Source organism: Ruegeria sp. AG1, assembly GCF_056541705.1.
Genome location: NZ_JBQFYU010000024.1, coordinates 1 through 16,841, shown reverse-complemented (window position 1 = coordinate 16,841; position 16,841 = coordinate 1). Strand labels below are relative to the sequence as shown.

Here is a 16,841-nt window from a genome sequence, read left to right as displayed (position 1 = left end):
TGACCGCAAATAGAAAGCCTCCACGTATGACCATCTGCCAATAGGCACTGAAACTGATGGTGCCCTGACCGTTTTCAAAATTTAGAACGTTGAAGACCAGCCCCAGCAACAGCGCACCGGCCACCATCGCAGGGATCGAACCCATCCCACCCGTCAACAATGTGCCGCCCACCACGACGAACGCAATGGCCGACAATTCCCATCCGATGCCCTCAAGGGGTTGTCCGGCTCCAAAACTCGAGGCCCAAAAGACTCCGGCCAGCCTCCGGCAGCGCAACCTGAACTGCGTTTGGGCTGAGATACTTAGCAACTACCGACGTAGAGGCTGCAACGGATCCGACCGACAGATCACTCCCGCCAGTCATGATCGCGAAACATATGCCCAGCGCGATCGCAACGAACATCGCGTTGTAATTCAGGAAAGACGAGAAATTGTAGGCGCTGCCAAAGCTTACATGGCGCATCAGCCCGAACAAGATCAAAGCCAGCAGTGCGATCCAAACCGTCACCGAGGCCGAATTGCGCCGAAGGTAGTTTCAGGCGTGTTTTGAGTGCCATCGACCTCACCCCAAAAGTGCCTACCGGATATGGAAACACCGTAGCTTTGTCCGATGTATTTGCCGACAGCGGGAATTCATATTGGTAGAAGCAAGTACCGGCAACGAGCCGGAAGGTCCATTCACAAGAAGCTATTCCCCATAGGCATAACTATTCAATTTCCCTGACCTTCTTCAATGGTTTTGTGATCTGGCATTTCTGATGCATAATTAGTCAATTGCATATCCGATCAATACTGTCGGGAGCGATTGCATGACTGCCGAAACTTCTGATTTCGTGAAAGCCGCAGATAGCCCAAAAATAACCTCTACCAATTCGCCCAGCGGGTTTCACATCAAGATAAGAACCAAGTTGTTGGTCGCGCTACTTGGTATTGTCGGGTTAATGCTAGTACTGGCGTTCACCGGGCTATCTGAGTTGCGCAAAGCGAACCTTCGAACTGCTGAGTTGCTTCAAGATCAGGTACGGCTATCAAATCTAAAGGTGTTTGAAAGCAGTCTGCAAGAAATCTGGTTGAATGGAACAGCAATTTTTGCCGAGACTGGAGGCAACACCATGCTTGGCGACAGTGCAGGGTTCTTTAAAGCTAAGCTGCATGTTATTCAGTCGCTTGGCCATCTCATTGAGACAAGGGATCAACCGGATCTCAGCCTTTTTTCCAACGATGAAATCGCGGATGTGTCGCGAAAGACTCAAGAAATAAAACGAATAGGACTTGATATCGTTGAGCGATATGAAGCTGGGCAGATTGTAGCTGCCAAATCAATATTCGAGTTGCAGCTAGTCCCAATAATTAAGTCTTTGGATAATCTGATTGAGAAACGATACCTGCTTTTGCGCGATGGTATGCGCTCGAAAGCTTTGATTAACCAAAACGCGTTTGATCAATCGTGGCGAATGGTGCTTGCTTCAGCTGGGATTGCAGTCGTTATTGCGATTTTGCTTGGCTTCCTGCTCAGCAAATCTTTGATCCGCACGATTGAGCAAATCCGGGTCACGCTAAGAAAAGTTGCTCAAGGCGACTTTACCGCCCGAGCTAATATCAAGAGCACCGACGAGCTTGGAGATCTCGCCCGCAGCGCCAATCGTATGACAGAGCGTTTGGGTACGTTGTACGATGAGCTTGAGACTGCAAACCTACACAAGTCGCAATTTCTCGCCAATATGAGCCATGAATTGCGAACTCCGATGAATTCGATCCTCGGATACACCGAAATGATCCGGGATGGAATTTATGGTCCGGTGCCCAAAAAAATCGACGATCCGCTGCATCGGGTTCAAGTAAACGGCAAAATGCTACTGTCATTGATCAACGATGTTTTGGATATTTCGAAGATTGAAGCCGGAGCACTCGAACTGACACTGGACACATATTCGATGTCTGAGATCCTCAAAGACGTTGTTTCCACGGTTGAGCCTATAGCAGCGAGCAAGGGACTGGAAATCCGCACCAAAGTAGAAGGCGGACTCCCCACTGGGCGTGGCGACGCGGGTCGTATTAGACAGGTCTTACTTAACATCGTCGGAAATGCGGTAAAGTTCACTGACAAGGGTTACGTCGAAATAAACTTGGCGCGTCGTGATCAACGGTTTGTAGTAACCGTAACTGATACGGGAGTTGGAATTTCCTCAGAGCAAATTGACGAGGTTTTCCTGGAATTCAAACAGGCTGACGCCTCGTCTACGCGTGCCGCCGGGGGTACTGGTCTCGGTCTATCTATCTCTCAAAAGATCGCAGAAATGCACGGTGGGCGAATTGAAGTCGCCAGCAGCCTTGGCAACGGTTCGACATTCACTGTTGTACTCCCCGTTCAGGCTACGAGGAGCTGAGCATGTCGAAAAGAATACTTGTCATAGAAGACCAGGCTGACAACAGACGCATACTCCGAGACCTTCTAGGCAGTCACGGCTTCGAAGTGCTGGAGGCCGAAAACGGAGCGCAAGGAGTAGACCGAGCGATTGCTGAAAAGCCCGATCTAATCTTGATGGATATCCAGATGCCAGAATTGGACGGCTACGATGCCACCCGCCAGATAAAGCAGCATCCAAAAGGCGCGAACATTCCAATCATCGCGGTAACATCCTTTGCTTTGTCTGGCGACGAAACAAAAGCACGGGAAGCCGGATGCGACGATTACGTTACCAAGCCCTACAGTCCGCGTGCTCTGTTGGCCAAAGTCATTACCTTTGTTGGACAGGTCTGAATGAAAAAATGAAAGACCCACCACTCATTTTGATTGTCGATGACCAGCGGGACAATCGCAACCTGCTGACCATGCGACTTAGCGCGCATGGTTACAGTACTGCCGAGGCCATAGATGGCGAAGACGCTATAGAAAAAGCTACTGATTTGTCGCCCGACTTGATCTTGCTAGACGTAATGATGCCTAAGCTGGACGGTTTCGAAGTCTGTCGAAGATTGAGAATGGATCCAATACTCCCCTTTATTCCGGTGGTTCTGATAACAGCTCGTTCGAACACTGAAGATATGGTGCAAGGGCTTGAGGCTGGTGCAAATGACTATCTCACCAAACCAGTTGACACAATTGCACTCATTGCTCGTGTACGTTCCATGCTCCGAACAAAAGCTTTGCATGACGAAGTGCAGGGCTGGAACAAGGAACTCGAGAAACGAGTAAATCAACAGATTGGTCAGATTGAGCGGTTCAATCGTTTGCGCCGCTTTCTACCAAGGCAAGTGGCAGAAGAAATTATTTCGGTTGGTAATGACAGCGCTATTCTTAAGAACCGAAGAGCGGACATCGTCGTTTTGTTTGCGGATCTAAGAGGATTCTCGGCCTTTACGGAAGCCTCTGATCCTCAAGTAGTACTGGAAGCCCTCAACGTATTTCACAATTGCGCTGGACCACTGATTGAACGGCATCAGGGCACACTTGAACGTTTCTTGGGCGACGGCATCGTTGTTTTGTTTAATGCCCCGCTGCGGGCACGCGATCCTACAGGCCAGGCTGTCACCTTTGCGAGCGAGCTGCATGTTGCGGTCGCAAACGCGCTTGGACCCTTTCAAAAGGAGGGATCGAGCTTGGGTCTCGGGATCGGTATCGCCAAGGGTGAAACCACTATTGGCTGTATCGGATTTGAAGGCCGGATTGACTATGCGGCCATTGGAGAAGTGCCAAATCTTGCAGCTCGCCTATGTGAACACGCGCGAGCTGCCGAAACACTAGTCGATGCGTCGGTTGTCGAAGCGTTAGGAACATCCAAGAAAACACGATTTTTACGGGATCAAGAATTTAAAGGACTGACCGGAAAGGTACCTGTGTTTCAGCTTCTGAGTTAAGGTGCTGTCGATCAATTCGAACCAGTCTTAGCGAGGCTGGCAATGCTGCCCTCTATTCCAAACGTCGAGAAACACCCGACGGTGCTTGAGGACAGCTATTCTGTGTCCAAGTGGAGAATTGGGCTACGGCAAAAAGTTTCCAACGAAGAAGCGGGTTCGACATCCGTGGCTTGCGGATCAACAACGAGATTGAGCCGCATGAACGCTAACTGAACTTGTCAGCCTGTATACATGATGCCTCTCTACGCCGCAGGATTATTTTTGCATGTATTGACGCGCGCTATCTTGGCCAAATGGTTGACAGCTGCCAGACGGTCGATGGGTTGGATTATCAGGTTTTCAACGTATCAAACGACAACCACTCTGTGAGTTTAACAACATCAGAGTTGGTCGTGCCGATTTATTAAATAATTGAATTTAATAAGAAAATTAAGATGGATCAAACCTTCCATTCAAAACGCCAAGGCAAAGAAACTTCTCGGTTTTAATCCTCAGCATGATTGCGGGGACTACCTGAAATCCAAGTTCCTGCATCTTAAAGATTTCGCTCTTAATTGCGCGTACAACGCGACCAGAATTACGCCTTGGATACGCCGTTTCTCGCAGCTACGAAATCGACAAGGTGAGGAACATAGTCGTTCGGCCCATCACCTCCAGCGGCGAGCGCCATAGCAAAACTGTTCTTTGCGGCGTTTCCGATTGGATTGGACAGCCCCACTTCATCTGCCATGGCTTCGAGGTAACGCAAATCTTTTAGAGCATTGGACAGAGTGAATTTGTGGGACTCTCGTTTGCCTTCAACCGCGTAGCCCATAAAGGTTTGATAAAACCCGCAATCCATCCTGCTGCCACGAATGACCGAGTCGAATTCCTTCGTGGAAATTCCGACTTTTTCGGACAATGCCAACGCTTCTGAATAGAGCGCCGCGTATCCCAGTGAAAGAAAGTTATTCAGAAGCTTCATTTTGTGCCCTGCAGCACATGGGCCTATGTGAACGATGGTCTTTGCCCAAGCTGCAATAACAGGCTCCAACCGCTCAAAAACAACTGGGTCAGCGCCGACCATGGTCGCCAGCTCTCCGTTCTGTGCCTGCACAGGTGTCCCGCCCAACGGCGCGTCCGCCATATGGTGACCGGCCTGCGCTAACTTATTTGCGAGTGCCGTAGTGGAACTCGGGTCTGACGTGGAACAATCCACAATGACGCTACCGGCTTGCATGGTTGGCATCATGGCCGCGACAATTGCCTCGACCTGAGGTGAACCGGGTGCACAAATATGGATAACTGAGGAAACTGCCGCAAGCTCCGCGAGGCTTTCCGCCTCCGTCGCACCCTGAGCGACCAAGTCATCGACAGGGCCACGATTTCGATGAGCAACCACACTAACTGTGAAGCCTGCTTTTAGCAGATTTGCGGCCATACCCTGACCCATCAAGCCAACACCAACAAATCCTATCGTTTCTTCGCTCATCGAGGCCTCCATTCAACTCTTACTGAGCATCACTTTGGACCAGTACGGAATGCAAACGCAATGACGGCTTCTTTGACGTTGTCGAAGTGACATTGTCTCGCATAGCTTCTTTAGTAGCTACAGGATCAAGACGGGAAAACTCGCACTTTAGCGATTGGGGAAGCATCCCGGCAAGGCGGTGTCGACTTTGAAACGATCCACTACAATGAACGCGAAGGGATCGTGCTCAAACCAGAACGGGCACCGAATATTCGGCGAATTTATTGCCCATACGATGTTGGAAGGCTTCGCTTTCTCAAGAATTGCCGCAATTTGGGCTTTCCATTGGCCGATGCAAAAACGCTTTTCACACTTTCCGAAGGCGACGGCGGGAATTGCCAGCCCGTCAAAGAGCTGGCCCTACTTAATGCCCTTAGTGTGTGCTCAAGAATGGACAAACTTGGGCGCTTGGAAGCGGCATTTATCGAGCTTGCAGCCAACTGCGTTACCAGGAATGTTTCTCGCCCGATGCTTTCTAAATTGCGCACTATTCAACAGAACTTTGGGCTAGACGTGGTCGTTCGCTACCCGAAAGAGATGTCCACTTTACGGGCAAACCTGCCGCTAGTCTTTTTCCGTCGAACAACCGCTTTGGGGCATTTTGCGACTGAGGCGAAAAACACCTCGGGCGGAGAGGAAACAATCGCTGGTATGGAGAGATTTGATGTTCGAAACTGGCAAAGCAGAAATTCAAGCAACGTGATACATCTTAAGAATGTACATCAATATTATTGTTTCTTAGTTACGCCATCACCTTTGAAATAAGCGCAGGATTAGGAAAAGCCGAATAAGGTTGATCAAAAAAGAATCCTATTGGATCGTCTTTCTAAAATGACCAATTCACAAATTCCTCAAGTGAACATCGAGGCAAGTTCCTTTGGATGAAGGCGTCGTACGGAAAAAGGTATCAAAACTGACCTCACATCTTTCCAGTCCCAAGCACTTTCACTTCTAACCAGTGAAAGCATAGCGCGATCAGGCCCGCGACCAGTATGTAGAACACCGCCAGCAGCAGCAGTGGTTCATAGATTATGAACGTGTCAGAACGCACGCGGGACGAAACAGCATAGATGTCGACCACGGTGATGGTTGCAACCAGCGGAGTCGCTTTCAGTTGCAGGATGGTTTCTCCGCCCAGTGTCGGTAAGACATTGCGGATCGCTTGTGGCAGCCAGATGCGGCGGAACATGATCAGGCGGGGCATGCCGAAGGACTTGGCGGCCTCTAGCTGGCCTTTGGCAACCCCTTTGAAGGCGCCGCGCATGACCTCGCCCTCATAGCCTGCGTAAGACAGGGTCAGCGCCAGAACCGCATAGGGCCAGGCTTGGCGGAGATAGGGCCAAAGCTCGGATGAGCGTATCCAAGGAAACTGCGGGAAAAGCGAGCCGAGGCCGTAGTACAGCAGCCATAGCTGTAGCAGCAGCGGCGTGCCCCGGATGATCGTGCAAAAGGCTTTTGCTGGGGCGGCGAGGTACCAAGGCCCGACCGCCTGCGCCAATCCCAACGGTACGGCCAGAAGAAAGCCCAGAACAACGGTGACGACCAGCAGCCAGATCGTGGTCAAGATACCTTGTAGGGCCAGCGGGGCGTATTTGGGTATCCAGTCCCATTGCAGCGAAAGCGCGCACCAGACAACGATCCCGGCGAAGATCAGCATCATCACGATGCGGTGCGGCTGCATCAGGGATTTGAAGTCGATCATTTGCCCCCTCCGGTCAGAGAGGGTTGTCCGCGACGCGCCCATTTCTCGATCCGTCCAAACACGGCGCCCGAGCACAGCGTGACCATGAGATAGAGAAAGCCCGCCGCCAGAAAGAAGGTGAAATAGGCGCGTGTGCTGCTGGCGGCTTGACGGGTTTCGAGCGTCAGTTCGTTAAAGCCCACGACCGCAAGCAGCGCCGTGTCTTTGGTGGCGATCAGCCACAGGTTGGCGAGGCCCGGCACGGCGAAGCTCATCATTGCGGGTATTGTCACGCGGCGCATGGTCATGAAGGCGGGCATCCCGTAGGATTTGGCGGCTTCGATCTGACCGGGTGGAACAGCTTGAATGGCTCCGCGCAGAATCTCGGTCGCGTAAGCGCCCTGAACGACGCCCAGCACCCATATGCCTGCGCCAACGCCGCTGACCTCGACCCGGCCACCGCCCAGGGCGGCGGAGATTTTGTTGATGATATCCGAGCCTACGTAATAGAGGATCAGGATCAGGACCAGTTCCGGTACAGCCCGGATCACGGTCGTGTAAATGGCGAGAAGATCGCGTGTGACCTTCCCGCCATAAAGTTTGCCATAAGCGCCGAACAATCCGATCACTAGGCCAAGGGCATAAGCGCCAAAGGCGATTTGCAGCGAATGGGACAATCCGCGCAGCAGATTGCTGCCCCATCCCGGTGGCGAGAGCGACAGAAGCTCTGCGCTCTGCGCTAGGCCCAGTGAATCCAACAGTCCGGTCACAGCAGCAGCTTAGTAAATGCTGGCCGAGAAGTAGTTCGAGGTGATCTTCTCATGCGTGCCATCCGCCAGAATGGCCGCGATGCCCTTGTTCAGCGATTCCAGCAGCTCATCCTGTCCTTTGCGGACACCCGCGCCAACGCCGCGCCCCAGAATGGCCGGATCGTCTTCGACTGAACCTTTGATCTCGCAGCACGCACCCGCATCCGAGTTCACGAAATCCGCCATTGCAATGCTGTCGGCCTGCGTGGCATCGATGCGGCCTGCAAACAGGTCCTGATTGGCCTCATCCTGCGTTTGATAGACGCGCAGTTCGGAATCCTTGAAGTATTCCTGCGCATAGGCCTGATGGATGGTCGAGGCCTGGATGCCGACTACCTTACCTGCCAGCGACTCGGGCGTGGCTTCGATATCCATCGACTTGTCGGCCACGATGACCGCAGGCGTGTTGTAATATGGATCGCTGAAATCGATGGTTTTCAGCCGTTCTTCGGTGATCGACATCGAGGCCATGATCGCGTCGATCTGCTGGCCGGTGAGCGACGGGATGATACCATCCCAGGCAACAGGCGTGATCACGCATTCCAGTTCAGCCGCGGCGCAGACCGCGTTGATGACGTCGATTTCCCAGCCGACCCAGTTGCCGGAACTGTCGAGCGAGGCGAAGGGCGGATAAGGCTCGGCGGCGATGCCGATCTTGACCTCTTCGGCGCTGGCGATGCCTGCCGAAAGGATGGCGGCGGCAACGCTGGATGCGAGCAGTTTCTTGATGTTCATTTTTGTGACTCCCAGTTGATTTTGTTGAGTTTTGTTGGATCAGGCCACCGAGCTGAGGAATTGCTTCAATCGCTCGGATTTCGGATTGCCAAAGACCTCGGCAGGTGGTCCCTGCTCTTCAATGCGGCCTTGGTAGAGATAGACGACATGGCTGGCGACTTCGCGCGCGAACTTCATTTCATGCGTGACCAGCAGCATGGTGCGGCCTTCGGCGGCCAGATCGCGGATCACGGTCAGAACCTCGCCCACAAGCTCGGGATCAAGCGCCGAGGTCGGCTCGTCAAACAGCATCACCGACGGATCCACCGCCAGCGCCCGCGCGATGGCGGCGCGCTGCTGCTGGCCGCCGGACAGATAGGCGGGATAGGTGTCGGCCTTGTCGCCCAGTCCGACCCGCTCCAACAATTCATGCGCCCGCGCGATGGCCTGCGCCTTGGGCACCTTCAGTACATGCACCGGCACCTCGATCACGTTTTCCAGAAGCGAACGGTGCGTCCACAGGTTGAACTGTTGAAACACCATGGCCAGCCGGGTGCGGATGCGTTCGATCTGGCGCCGGTTGGCGGGGCTTCCATTGGCATGCATTTCAACCAGTTCACCCCCAATGGTGATCTTGCCCGAGCTGGGGTTTTCCAGAAAGTTGATGCAGCGCAGCATGGTGGACTTGCCTGAGCCTGAGCCCCCGATGATCACAACAACATCCCCTTTATGCGCGGTCAGCGAGACGCCTTTCAGAACCTCCAGCGGGCCGAAGGATTTGTGCAGGTCTTCAACCTTTATTGCCTCTTCTAACGCGGTGGCATCATCTGCGGGAGTTACGGCTTTGGCTGTGTCCATATCCAAGATTCTTCTGATTTCGGGTTGAAGTAAGCCTCGAATCTCGCAATTATGCAAGTGTATAATAACTTCATGTCATGGATGCGCCCGACGTGCAGGATGCCTGCCCAAAATTCAGACGCGAATCTGCCGAATTTCGGCGTGAGGCGTTGATCCACGCGACGCTGGACCTGATTGCCGAGGTTGGCATTCGCGGGGCCACCGTGCGTGAGATTGCGGCGGGGGCGAACGTGACGCAGGGGCTGATCCGGCACTATTTCTCTTCAAAAGAAGAGCTGGTGCAGGCCGCTTATGAGCATCACATGACAACGCTTACCGACCAGACGGCGGCCTCATCCGGTGAAGGCAGCGCGGTGTCTCAACTGGCGAATTTCGTTGACGCCTCGCTGCGCCCCCCCGTCATTGATCCGGGCGCGGTGGCCTTGTGGGCGGGCTTTATCAACAAGGTGCAGCATGACCCGAAGATGCAGCGCATTCACCAGCGGACCTATAGCTATTTCCGGGACCAGCTTGAAACGCTGATCGTTGCAGCGCTGCGGGAGTGCGGGCGCACGGTCAACACGACCGAGGCCACGCGGCTGGCCATTGCCTGCAACGCGGTGATCGACGGGCTCTGGCTTGAGGGCGGGGCTTTGCCCGACGCGTTCTCGGACGGCCAGTTGCCACAGATCGGGCTGGAATCGGTCAGCGCAATCGTCGGAATTCCATTGACCAAAGAGGTGGAACAGTCATGAAAACCACATCGGTGACAGAACGGCTGGCGGGTTTGGGGGGCGCCAAATGGGGCGTCCATCTGAAAGCGCGCGAGCTTATCAAGGCCGGGGCGGATATCGTCGAAATGACGATCGGAGAGCCGGATGTTCCGGTGCCCGAGGCGCTGATCGAAGCCACCGTGGAGTCTCTGCGCGCGGCGCGGACCGGGTATTCGAACGGGCGTGGTGAGGCCGGCCTGCTGGATGCGCTGGCCGCGCGCTATTCGGCGACGCGCGGGCGGGCGTTCGTGCCCGAGAACTTCCTGTGTTTTCCGGGCACGCAGACGGCACTGTTCGCGGTCATGGGCGGCGTGGCCGAGGCCGGCGATGAGGCGCTGGTCGGCGACCCGATGTATGCCACCTATGAGGGCGTTGTGCGGTCGTCGGGGGCCGAGATGGTGCCAGTTCCACTGCGGCCCGAGCATGGCTTCCGGATGCAGGTCGAAGATATCGCCGCCCGGATCACTCCGCGCAGCCGCGCCATTCTGCTGACCACGCCGCATAACCCGACCGGTGCAATCCTGACCGCATCCGATCTTGCAGCCATCGGGCAGTTGGCGATTGAGCATGATCTGTGGATCATCTCGGACGAGGTCTATGAAGAGCTGGTTTTTGTGGGGGCCGATTTTGTCTCTCCGCTCTCTGATCCCAAGCTGGCAGATCGGGTCATTGCGGTGTCGTCGATTTCGAAATCCCACGCGGCCCCCGGCTTCCGCAGTGGCTGGTGCGTGGGTCCGGCGGCGTTTTGCGACGCGCTGCTGCCCTATTCGGAGACCATGCTGTTCGGCAACCAGCCCTTCATCGCGGATATGACCGAAAAGGCGATCCGCGACGGGTCGGCAGTGGCCCCCGGCATGGCCCAGCGGTTCTCAAGCCGGGCCAATATGCTGGCCGACCGGCTGCAGGCCGAAACCGAACTGACGGTGCATCGGCCCGAGGCCGGGATGTTTGCACTGATCCATGTCGCCTCCACCGGGTTGGATGGTGAGGCTTATGCCTGGGACCTGTTGCAATCCGGGGTCGCCGTCATGCCGGGCTCGGCTTTTGGGGACGGCCTGAAAGACTGGGTACGGGTCGCGCTGACGATCAGTGACGCCGAATTTGCCACCGCCGTCACCCGCATCATTGAACACGCCAACACAACACCGCGCGAGGTTGCATGACCAAACTGACAGTGGGGGAAGCTCTGGTAGGAGAGCTTCGGCAACGCGGCGTGACCTGCGTCTTCGGCATTCCGGGGGTCCATACGGTTGAACTGTATCGCGGGCTTGCGGCCTCGGGCATTCGGCATGTGACGCCCAGGCACGAACAGGGTGCCGGTTTCATGGCCGATGGCTATGCGCGGGTGTCGGGCAAACCGGGCGTGGCCTTTGTGATCACCGGGCCGGGCCTGACCAATACGCTGACGCCGATGGCGCAAGCGCGGGCGGATTCGGTGCCGATGCTGGTTGTGTCGGGGGTCAATGCTACGCCGTCGCTGGGCCGGAACATGGGGCATCTGCACGAGTTGCCGGACCAGCAAGGACTGGCCAAGACCGTTGCGCTGTTGTCCGAGCACATCGCCGAGGCAAGTGATCTGGACCCGGCTATGGACCGCGTCTTTGAGTGCTTTGCGGCAGGTCGGCCCGGTCCGGTGCATATCGAGGTTCCGCTAGATGTTGCGGCCGTTGACTATGTCACAGCGCCGAGTGCTGCGCCTGATCCGGGGCCGGTTCTAGACCCGGCACAGATCGCGCAGGCCGCAAAGCGTCTGGGTGAGGCGCAGAAAGTTGTCATTCTCGCAGGCGGCGGGGCCAAACGGGCCGAGGCCGCTTTGCGCGGACTGGCCGAGGCTCTGGACGCGCCGGTCGTGCAAACCACCAACGCGCGCGGGCTGATGCACGGGCATCCTCTGACGGTTCCCGCCAGCCCCAGCTTAGGGGCGGTGCGCGCGCTGATCGAAGACGCCGATTGCGTGCTGGCTTTGGGGACTGAGCTGGGGTCAACCGACTATGACATGTATGCAACCGGCCAGACCCCGGCACTTACCGGCCTGATCCGGGTGGATCGGTGCAGCGCCCAACTGGCGCGGTATGCGGCCAAAATTGCGCTGCATGGCGACGTCGAAGCGATCGCGCCCGCAATTCTGGATGTGCTGACCGTTGCCGGTAAGCAAGGCGACGGTGCCGCAAGGGCGGCTCAGGCGCGTACCGGCGCGTGGGAGGAGATCGGCCCCGAGTACCGCCATCTGGTCGACATCCTGTCTGCGATGCGCGATGCGGCACCGGGTGCATTGATGGTCGGAGATTCCACGCAACCGATCTATGCTGGTGATCTCTACTATGATCATGATCGCCCGGGCGGCTGGTTCAACGCCGCAACCGGCTATGGCGCGCTTGGCTATGGCATACCGGCGGCCATCGGCGCGGCCATCGCCGACCCTTCGGCGCGGGTGATCTGCATCACCGGAGATGGCGGCGCGCAGTATTCGCTGCCCGAGATCATGGCCGCCGTGGACGAAAACCTGCCCATCACCTTTGTAGTCTGGAACAACCACGGATATCGCGAGATCGCGACCGCCATGGAGGATGTGGGTGTGACGGTGATTGGGTGCGACCCCTCGCCCCCCGATTTTGCCGCAACCGCCAGATCGTTTGGCATCCCGTTCGCCAGCGTATCGGAGGAACCTCAGGCTGTTGCGCAGGCGCTGCGCGAGACCGCAGAGGCCACCGGGCCAACCATGATCGAAGTGAAATCCCCGATATTCGAACCTCGGAAAGAGTAAACCATGCCTGACCCGACCTATGAGTTTTCGCGCGCCATCACCCGCCGCCCGGCCCCGACCATAGCGGGCGGTTTGCGGGCCGAGGATATCGGAAACCCGGATTTCGACGGGATGACGGCGGCGCACGCGGCCTATGTGGCCGCCTTGAAAAGCACCGGCGCAGAGGTGATCGAGCTTGGCCCTCTGGACGCCTTTCCGGATGCGCAGTTTGTCGAGGATACCGCGCTTTGCCTCCCGCAGGGGGCGGTTCTGATGCGACCGGGCGCGCCCTCGCGTCTGGGCGAGGTGGCGGAAATGGCCCCGACCCTGTGCGCCTGCTATGAGACCGTTCGCGAGACCGAAGGCCCCGGCCATATCGAGGGCGGGGATATCCTGGTCACCGGTCGCGAAATTCTGGTAGGCCGGTCAGACCGAACCGACGCCGAGGGCGTGGCCGCGCTAGCAAAAATTACATCCGATTGGGGGCATAGCCTACGCGAGGTGTTCACGCCCGAAGGTGTTCTGCATTTCAAGACCGATTGCTCTCTGATGGACGCGGAAACGATCCTTTCGACCCGGCGGCTGGACGCATCTGGCTGTTTCGCGGGTTACCGCGTGCTGCACGTCGCCGACGGGGAAGAGGCCGCCGCCAACGCAATTCGTTTCAACAATCTGGTGCTGATGGCTGCGGGATTTCCCCGCACCGCCGAGATGCTGGACCGCGCTGGATATGAGGTTGTCGAGATCGACAACACTGATTGCGCCAAGCTGGATGGCGGCATGTCCTGCCTTTCCCTGCGGTTTTAAGTGGGAGATACAAGATTCAATACAGAAGGCATACTAACGCCTGCCAAAAGGGCGGTTTCCACGTCACGCTATATCCGAGAGAATACGCCTGCAACATCTGGAGTACCCGCGGCCCGTGAATTCTTGGAAACCGGGATCATGCAGCCGCGGCAAAAGTCTGGTCTTGCAAACCTACACCACAGCGCTTTCTGGCATAGGCAAAGTTCAGAATCCTCCATCTTGAAAGTGGTCAATGTCTGCTTACGGCAGCTTCGCTGCAACTTGTGTTTGGTGCATAATCAGGGAGGTTTGGACTCATTTTTGCCGTTCTCTGCGGTTTACATGATTGGCTGGTCGCAGCCCGTAGCCGACCTTCGAAACGAGACTTTGCAAACTCAGAAGTTCGCGGCCCTACTTTCAACTAACTCTAATTTTCAACCACACTAGATTTCTGTAAGCGCCTCAGCGATTTTGTCTGCGAGTACTTCAGGCTGGTCAACGCTCGCCCAATGTGAGGCTTTTTCCAAGATGATATGGTTCATCTTGTTTTCTTCTAGCCAACGGACAGTGTCTTCGGGACAATTGTCGGGGTTGTACAGATAAGTAACGATAGCTGCATGTTGCAAAACCTCACCTGGTACGTGATCTGTAGAGAACCTCCGTGCCTCGATGCCGAGTTGCCAAAGCGCCAAGGGATTGGCCTTTGTGACTTCGTTGCAATATCGTCTTATGATCGGTTCAGACTTCGCCATTTCATCTAGCCGCCTTAGAAACGCTTTGCGAAACTCTGCCGGACTAGCGTAGTCGGCCGCTGTCTCGGAAAAATAGGCATCCGCGGCTGTAATATTTCCTTCCAGAGAAACGATTTTAGTCAAAGGGCAGTCCGCCCGGCGAGCGGCCAATGAAGCTATGATCGAAGCAACTGAATGGGCGACGATAGTTTCGACCTCATACTTTGTTGCTTCATTTGACACGTATTGCGGGAGGGCTTCGAGTGTTGTTCCCTCAGCAAGAGGCGCAGCGCCAAATCCTGGAAGATTGATGGGCAACAAACGATGGCTGAAAGCAAGATGTGTCTCAGCCAATCCGTCAAACATGCTTCCATTGTCGCCGAAGCCGGCAACGAACAAAATGATCGGCCGATTGTCACGCACCCCTTTGAGTTTTCTTGAGTGTTCGGCGCAAATATCAATCTCCTGAACTCTGCGGGACGCGCAAAACAGGGCTCCAACGTGCAAGCTAATTTGTGCAAAGAAGGCCGTTTGCGGTGTATCGGGAGCTTTCTGCAATTCCTATGGGAAGGACCTCAGCCGCAGTATTTTCGGACCTCGGTATCCCGAAGCCCCGTGGCTACAAGCATGCATCTGTTGCGGGCTTCGTAGTAATAGCCGCGGGCATACCACATGACCGCTTCGGGCTCATTTCCATCCGAAACCATCCAGGCACCGCGCAGGTATTTCACGGCGTACGTCAGATTGGTCTGAGCGTCCAAGAGGTCGGAAGGCTGTCCACGAAATCCCATCTGGCGCGCTGTGGCAGGTAGAATCTGCATCAGCCCGTAGTAGGGGCCATTTCGGGCACTGGGGCGGTAATCACTTTCTCGCTGGATAACTCGGTGTACAAGGCTCCGCGGCACACCGTTTGTGTCCGCAGTTTCATTGATCATCACTCGCAGCTCAGGGGTCTCACCGGGATAAAGCCGGGTTAATGGCTCTGCGGGTTGATTGCTACAAGCGGCAAGAAATAACGCAGCAACAATGAACGTGTTTCGCATCAGAATTCTCTTCCCATCAACTGTACGATTCATCAGCGCTCAACTGCGATTGAATTTCAATATCCCAGAAAATTGTTGAGCGACTTTTGGCCCGAATTGATTTGGCATCTAATACCGACGATGCACTCTCTTTTCAGTAACAATGTGCCTCTTTTTCTGACGCTCACGCAAAAATACAAACAGTCCTGACCCCAAGATCAGTGTGATACCAATGGCGACAGGCAGGTTTGGGAGCTCTCCCCAAATGACCCATCCCCAGAAAACGGCCATAGGAAGACCGACGTATTCAAATGGCGCCACTGTCGCCGCGTCTGCCATGCGGTAAGCCTGGCCGAGGCAATACCCGATGATTGCAGAATTGAATCCGAGCCCAATAAACAACCAGCGGTCAGTCCATTCGGGCCAAACCCAGGCTCGCAGCAAGAAGATCAAGCTTTCGTTTTCAAACGCGCTCGCAAAGCGCCCATCCCCTGCCACTGACCAGAACAACAGGCTGACAACGATAAAGCACGCCTGAATATAAACAGCCATTGCTGAGGCCTTGGACTTTGCGCCCAAGAAACGAGTCATCACGTTGTTGAGGGCATAGGTGAACGCAGCAAGAACCGGAAGGGCATACATCAGCAGACCAACCTCACGCTCGCCGCCGGCCTCCCAGGGGCGGGTCATGATCACCACGCCCAAAAATCCCACAATCACGGCACCAATCCGCATCGGCCCAACTCTTTCGCCAAGCAATGGGATACTCAGCAAGGTGATCATCAAGGGAGCTACGAAGAAAACAGCCGTGGCTTCCGCCAGGGGCATTACCGCGAGGGCTGTAAAGAACGTCAGATTGGCTACCACAATCAACAGACCGCGCAGAAGGTGAAGACCTGGCTGATCGGTTTTCAGGATGCGCCAACCGCCCTCCATCTGGACTAGGGCAAAGCTAAACCCGATTCCGATCAACGATCTTGCAAACACCATCTGGTGCAAGGGGTAGCCGCCAGACAGGAATTTAATCAGCATATCATTGATAGAAATCGCCAATATTCCGATCAGTACGAACGCAATACCAACTGTCGGGTTTTGTAATTTTTGTACCGGTGTCATGGTGTGCCCTTTCATTGGGCCACTACCATGGGTCAGGGGATAGATCACGTCGCTTTGCGACACGGTAAGTCGCGCAGCCTTGTCCAACTTAGGTCTTGTGCGTAGCTTTTGGGGCCATGTGCAACCTCTACTCCAACACCATCCCTGCTACAGCGATGCGCCAACTGTGTGACGTGACCGTTGAACGTGACGGGTTGGGGAATGCGGAACCATTGCCAGCCATCTATCCAAAGCCCTTAGCCTCTGTGGTCGGGAAAGGC

General features: G+C 55.4%; 18 protein-coding genes. 8 read left to right on the top strand and 10 right to left on the bottom strand.

Annotated features, from left to right (window positions below; genetic code table 11):
• Both ACR0B5_RS22685 and ACR0B5_RS22680 read right to left on the bottom strand, forming a co-directional pair.
• A partial coding sequence (locus ACR0B5_RS22685; protein WP_480543646.1) for an ABC transporter permease subunit occupies positions 1–277 on the bottom strand: 277 nt, incomplete at its 3' end.
• Positions 213–509, bottom strand: coding sequence for a hypothetical protein (locus ACR0B5_RS22680; protein ID WP_480543648.1), 297 nt, complete (start codon positions 507–509; stop codon positions 213–215). The genes ACR0B5_RS22680 and ACR0B5_RS22685, both read right to left, overlap by 65 nt.
• Positions 510–810: 301 nt before the next feature.
• Between ACR0B5_RS22680 and ACR0B5_RS22675 the strand changes: the two genes are divergently transcribed.
• From ACR0B5_RS22675 to ACR0B5_RS22665, 3 genes are read left to right on the top strand one after another with little or no spacing between them, the layout of a single operon-like run.
• Positions 811–2,388 carry a sensor histidine kinase gene (locus ACR0B5_RS22675; protein WP_480543640.1) on the top strand — a complete coding sequence of 526 codons (1,578 nt, stop codon included), beginning with the start codon at positions 811–813 and terminating at the stop codon, positions 2,386–2,388.
• A gap of 2 nt (positions 2,389–2,390) precedes the next feature.
• On the top strand, positions 2,391–2,762 hold the full coding sequence (locus tag ACR0B5_RS22670) for a response regulator (protein ID WP_170689710.1): 372 nt from the start codon (positions 2,391–2,393) through the stop codon (positions 2,760–2,762).
• 8 nt (positions 2,763–2,770) lie between these two features.
• Positions 2,771–3,859, top strand: a complete 1,089-nt coding sequence (locus ACR0B5_RS22665; RefSeq protein ID WP_480527996.1) for a response regulator — start codon at positions 2,771–2,773, stop codon at positions 3,857–3,859.
• A 577-nt stretch (positions 3,860–4,436) separates the two neighbouring features.
• On the opposite strand, the gene ACR0B5_RS22660 is transcribed toward ACR0B5_RS22665, so the two are convergent.
• Positions 4,437–5,330, bottom strand: coding sequence for an NAD(P)-dependent oxidoreductase (locus ACR0B5_RS22660; protein WP_480543638.1), 894 nt, complete (start codon positions 5,328–5,330; stop codon positions 4,437–4,439).
• A 153-nt stretch (positions 5,331–5,483) separates the two neighbouring features.
• Here ACR0B5_RS22660 and ACR0B5_RS22655 point away from each other — a divergent pair, with 153 nt between their 5' ends.
• The gene (locus tag ACR0B5_RS22655; protein WP_480543644.1) at positions 5,484–6,134 is read left to right on the top strand and encodes a MerR family transcriptional regulator; all 651 of its coding nucleotides are present in this window, start codon (positions 5,484–5,486) and stop codon (positions 6,132–6,134) included.
• A gap of 154 nt (positions 6,135–6,288) precedes the next feature.
• Here ACR0B5_RS22655 and ACR0B5_RS22650 read toward each other — a convergent pair whose 3' ends face one another.
• Genes ACR0B5_RS22650 through ACR0B5_RS22635 form a run of 4 tightly spaced genes read right to left on the bottom strand, consistent with a single transcriptional unit; the run spans position 6,289 to position 9,431 of the window.
• Complete coding sequence (locus ACR0B5_RS22650; protein ID WP_480543636.1) at positions 6,289–7,071, bottom strand: ABC transporter permease; 783 nt, start codon at positions 7,069–7,071, stop codon at positions 6,289–6,291.
• On the bottom strand, positions 7,068–7,820 hold the full coding sequence (locus tag ACR0B5_RS22645; RefSeq protein ID WP_480543634.1) for an ABC transporter permease: 753 nt from the start codon (positions 7,818–7,820) through the stop codon (positions 7,068–7,070). Before ACR0B5_RS22645 ends, ACR0B5_RS22650 begins: the two co-directional genes overlap by 4 nt.
• A gap of 9 nt (positions 7,821–7,829) precedes the next feature.
• Positions 7,830–8,594: a transporter substrate-binding domain-containing protein gene (locus ACR0B5_RS22640; RefSeq protein WP_480543632.1), complete on the bottom strand. Its 765-nt coding sequence runs from the start codon at positions 8,592–8,594 to the stop codon at positions 7,830–7,832.
• A gap of 39 nt (positions 8,595–8,633) precedes the next feature.
• Positions 8,634–9,431: an ABC transporter ATP-binding protein gene (locus ACR0B5_RS22635; RefSeq protein ID WP_480543630.1), complete on the bottom strand. Its 798-nt coding sequence runs from the start codon at positions 9,429–9,431 to the stop codon at positions 8,634–8,636.
• A gap of 77 nt (positions 9,432–9,508) precedes the next feature.
• On the opposite strand from ACR0B5_RS22635, the gene ACR0B5_RS22630 reads away from it, so the two are divergent.
• From ACR0B5_RS22630 to ACR0B5_RS22615, 4 genes are read left to right on the top strand one after another with little or no spacing between them, the layout of a single operon-like run.
• Entirely contained in the window at positions 9,509–10,165 is a 657-nt protein-coding gene (locus tag ACR0B5_RS22630) for a TetR family transcriptional regulator C-terminal domain-containing protein (protein WP_480543628.1), read from the top strand.
• Positions 10,162–11,346, top strand: coding sequence for a pyridoxal phosphate-dependent aminotransferase (locus ACR0B5_RS22625; RefSeq protein WP_480543626.1), 1,185 nt, complete (start codon positions 10,162–10,164; stop codon positions 11,344–11,346). The genes ACR0B5_RS22630 and ACR0B5_RS22625 overlap by 4 nt, the downstream gene beginning before the upstream one ends.
• Positions 11,343–12,947, top strand: coding sequence for a 5-guanidino-2-oxopentanoate decarboxylase (locus tag ACR0B5_RS22620; protein ID WP_480543624.1), 1,605 nt, complete (start codon positions 11,343–11,345; stop codon positions 12,945–12,947). The genes ACR0B5_RS22625 and ACR0B5_RS22620 overlap by 4 nt, the downstream gene beginning before the upstream one ends.
• Positions 12,948–12,950: 3 nt before the next feature.
• Positions 12,951–13,733: an arginine deiminase family protein gene (locus ACR0B5_RS22615; RefSeq protein ID WP_480543622.1), complete on the top strand. Its 783-nt coding sequence runs from the start codon at positions 12,951–12,953 to the stop codon at positions 13,731–13,733.
• A 422-nt stretch (positions 13,734–14,155) separates the two neighbouring features.
• Here ACR0B5_RS22615 and ACR0B5_RS22610 read toward each other — a convergent pair whose 3' ends face one another.
• The 3 genes from ACR0B5_RS22610 to ACR0B5_RS22600 all read right to left on the bottom strand — a co-directional run bounded on the left by ACR0B5_RS22610 (position 14,156) and on the right by ACR0B5_RS22600 (position 16,581).
• Positions 14,156–15,001 carry an alpha/beta fold hydrolase gene (locus ACR0B5_RS22610; RefSeq protein ID WP_480543620.1) on the bottom strand — a complete coding sequence of 282 codons (846 nt, stop codon included), beginning with the start codon at positions 14,999–15,001 and terminating at the stop codon, positions 14,156–14,158.
• A gap of 17 nt (positions 15,002–15,018) precedes the next feature.
• On the bottom strand, positions 15,019–15,486 hold the full coding sequence (locus ACR0B5_RS22605; RefSeq protein ID WP_170553981.1) for a lytic transglycosylase domain-containing protein: 468 nt from the start codon (positions 15,484–15,486) through the stop codon (positions 15,019–15,021).
• Positions 15,487–15,594: 108 nt separating this feature from the next.
• The gene (locus ACR0B5_RS22600; RefSeq protein WP_480543642.1) at positions 15,595–16,581 is read right to left on the bottom strand and encodes a DMT family transporter; all 987 of its coding nucleotides are present in this window, start codon (positions 16,579–16,581) and stop codon (positions 15,595–15,597) included.
• Between the last annotated feature and the right edge of the window lie 260 nt (positions 16,582–16,841).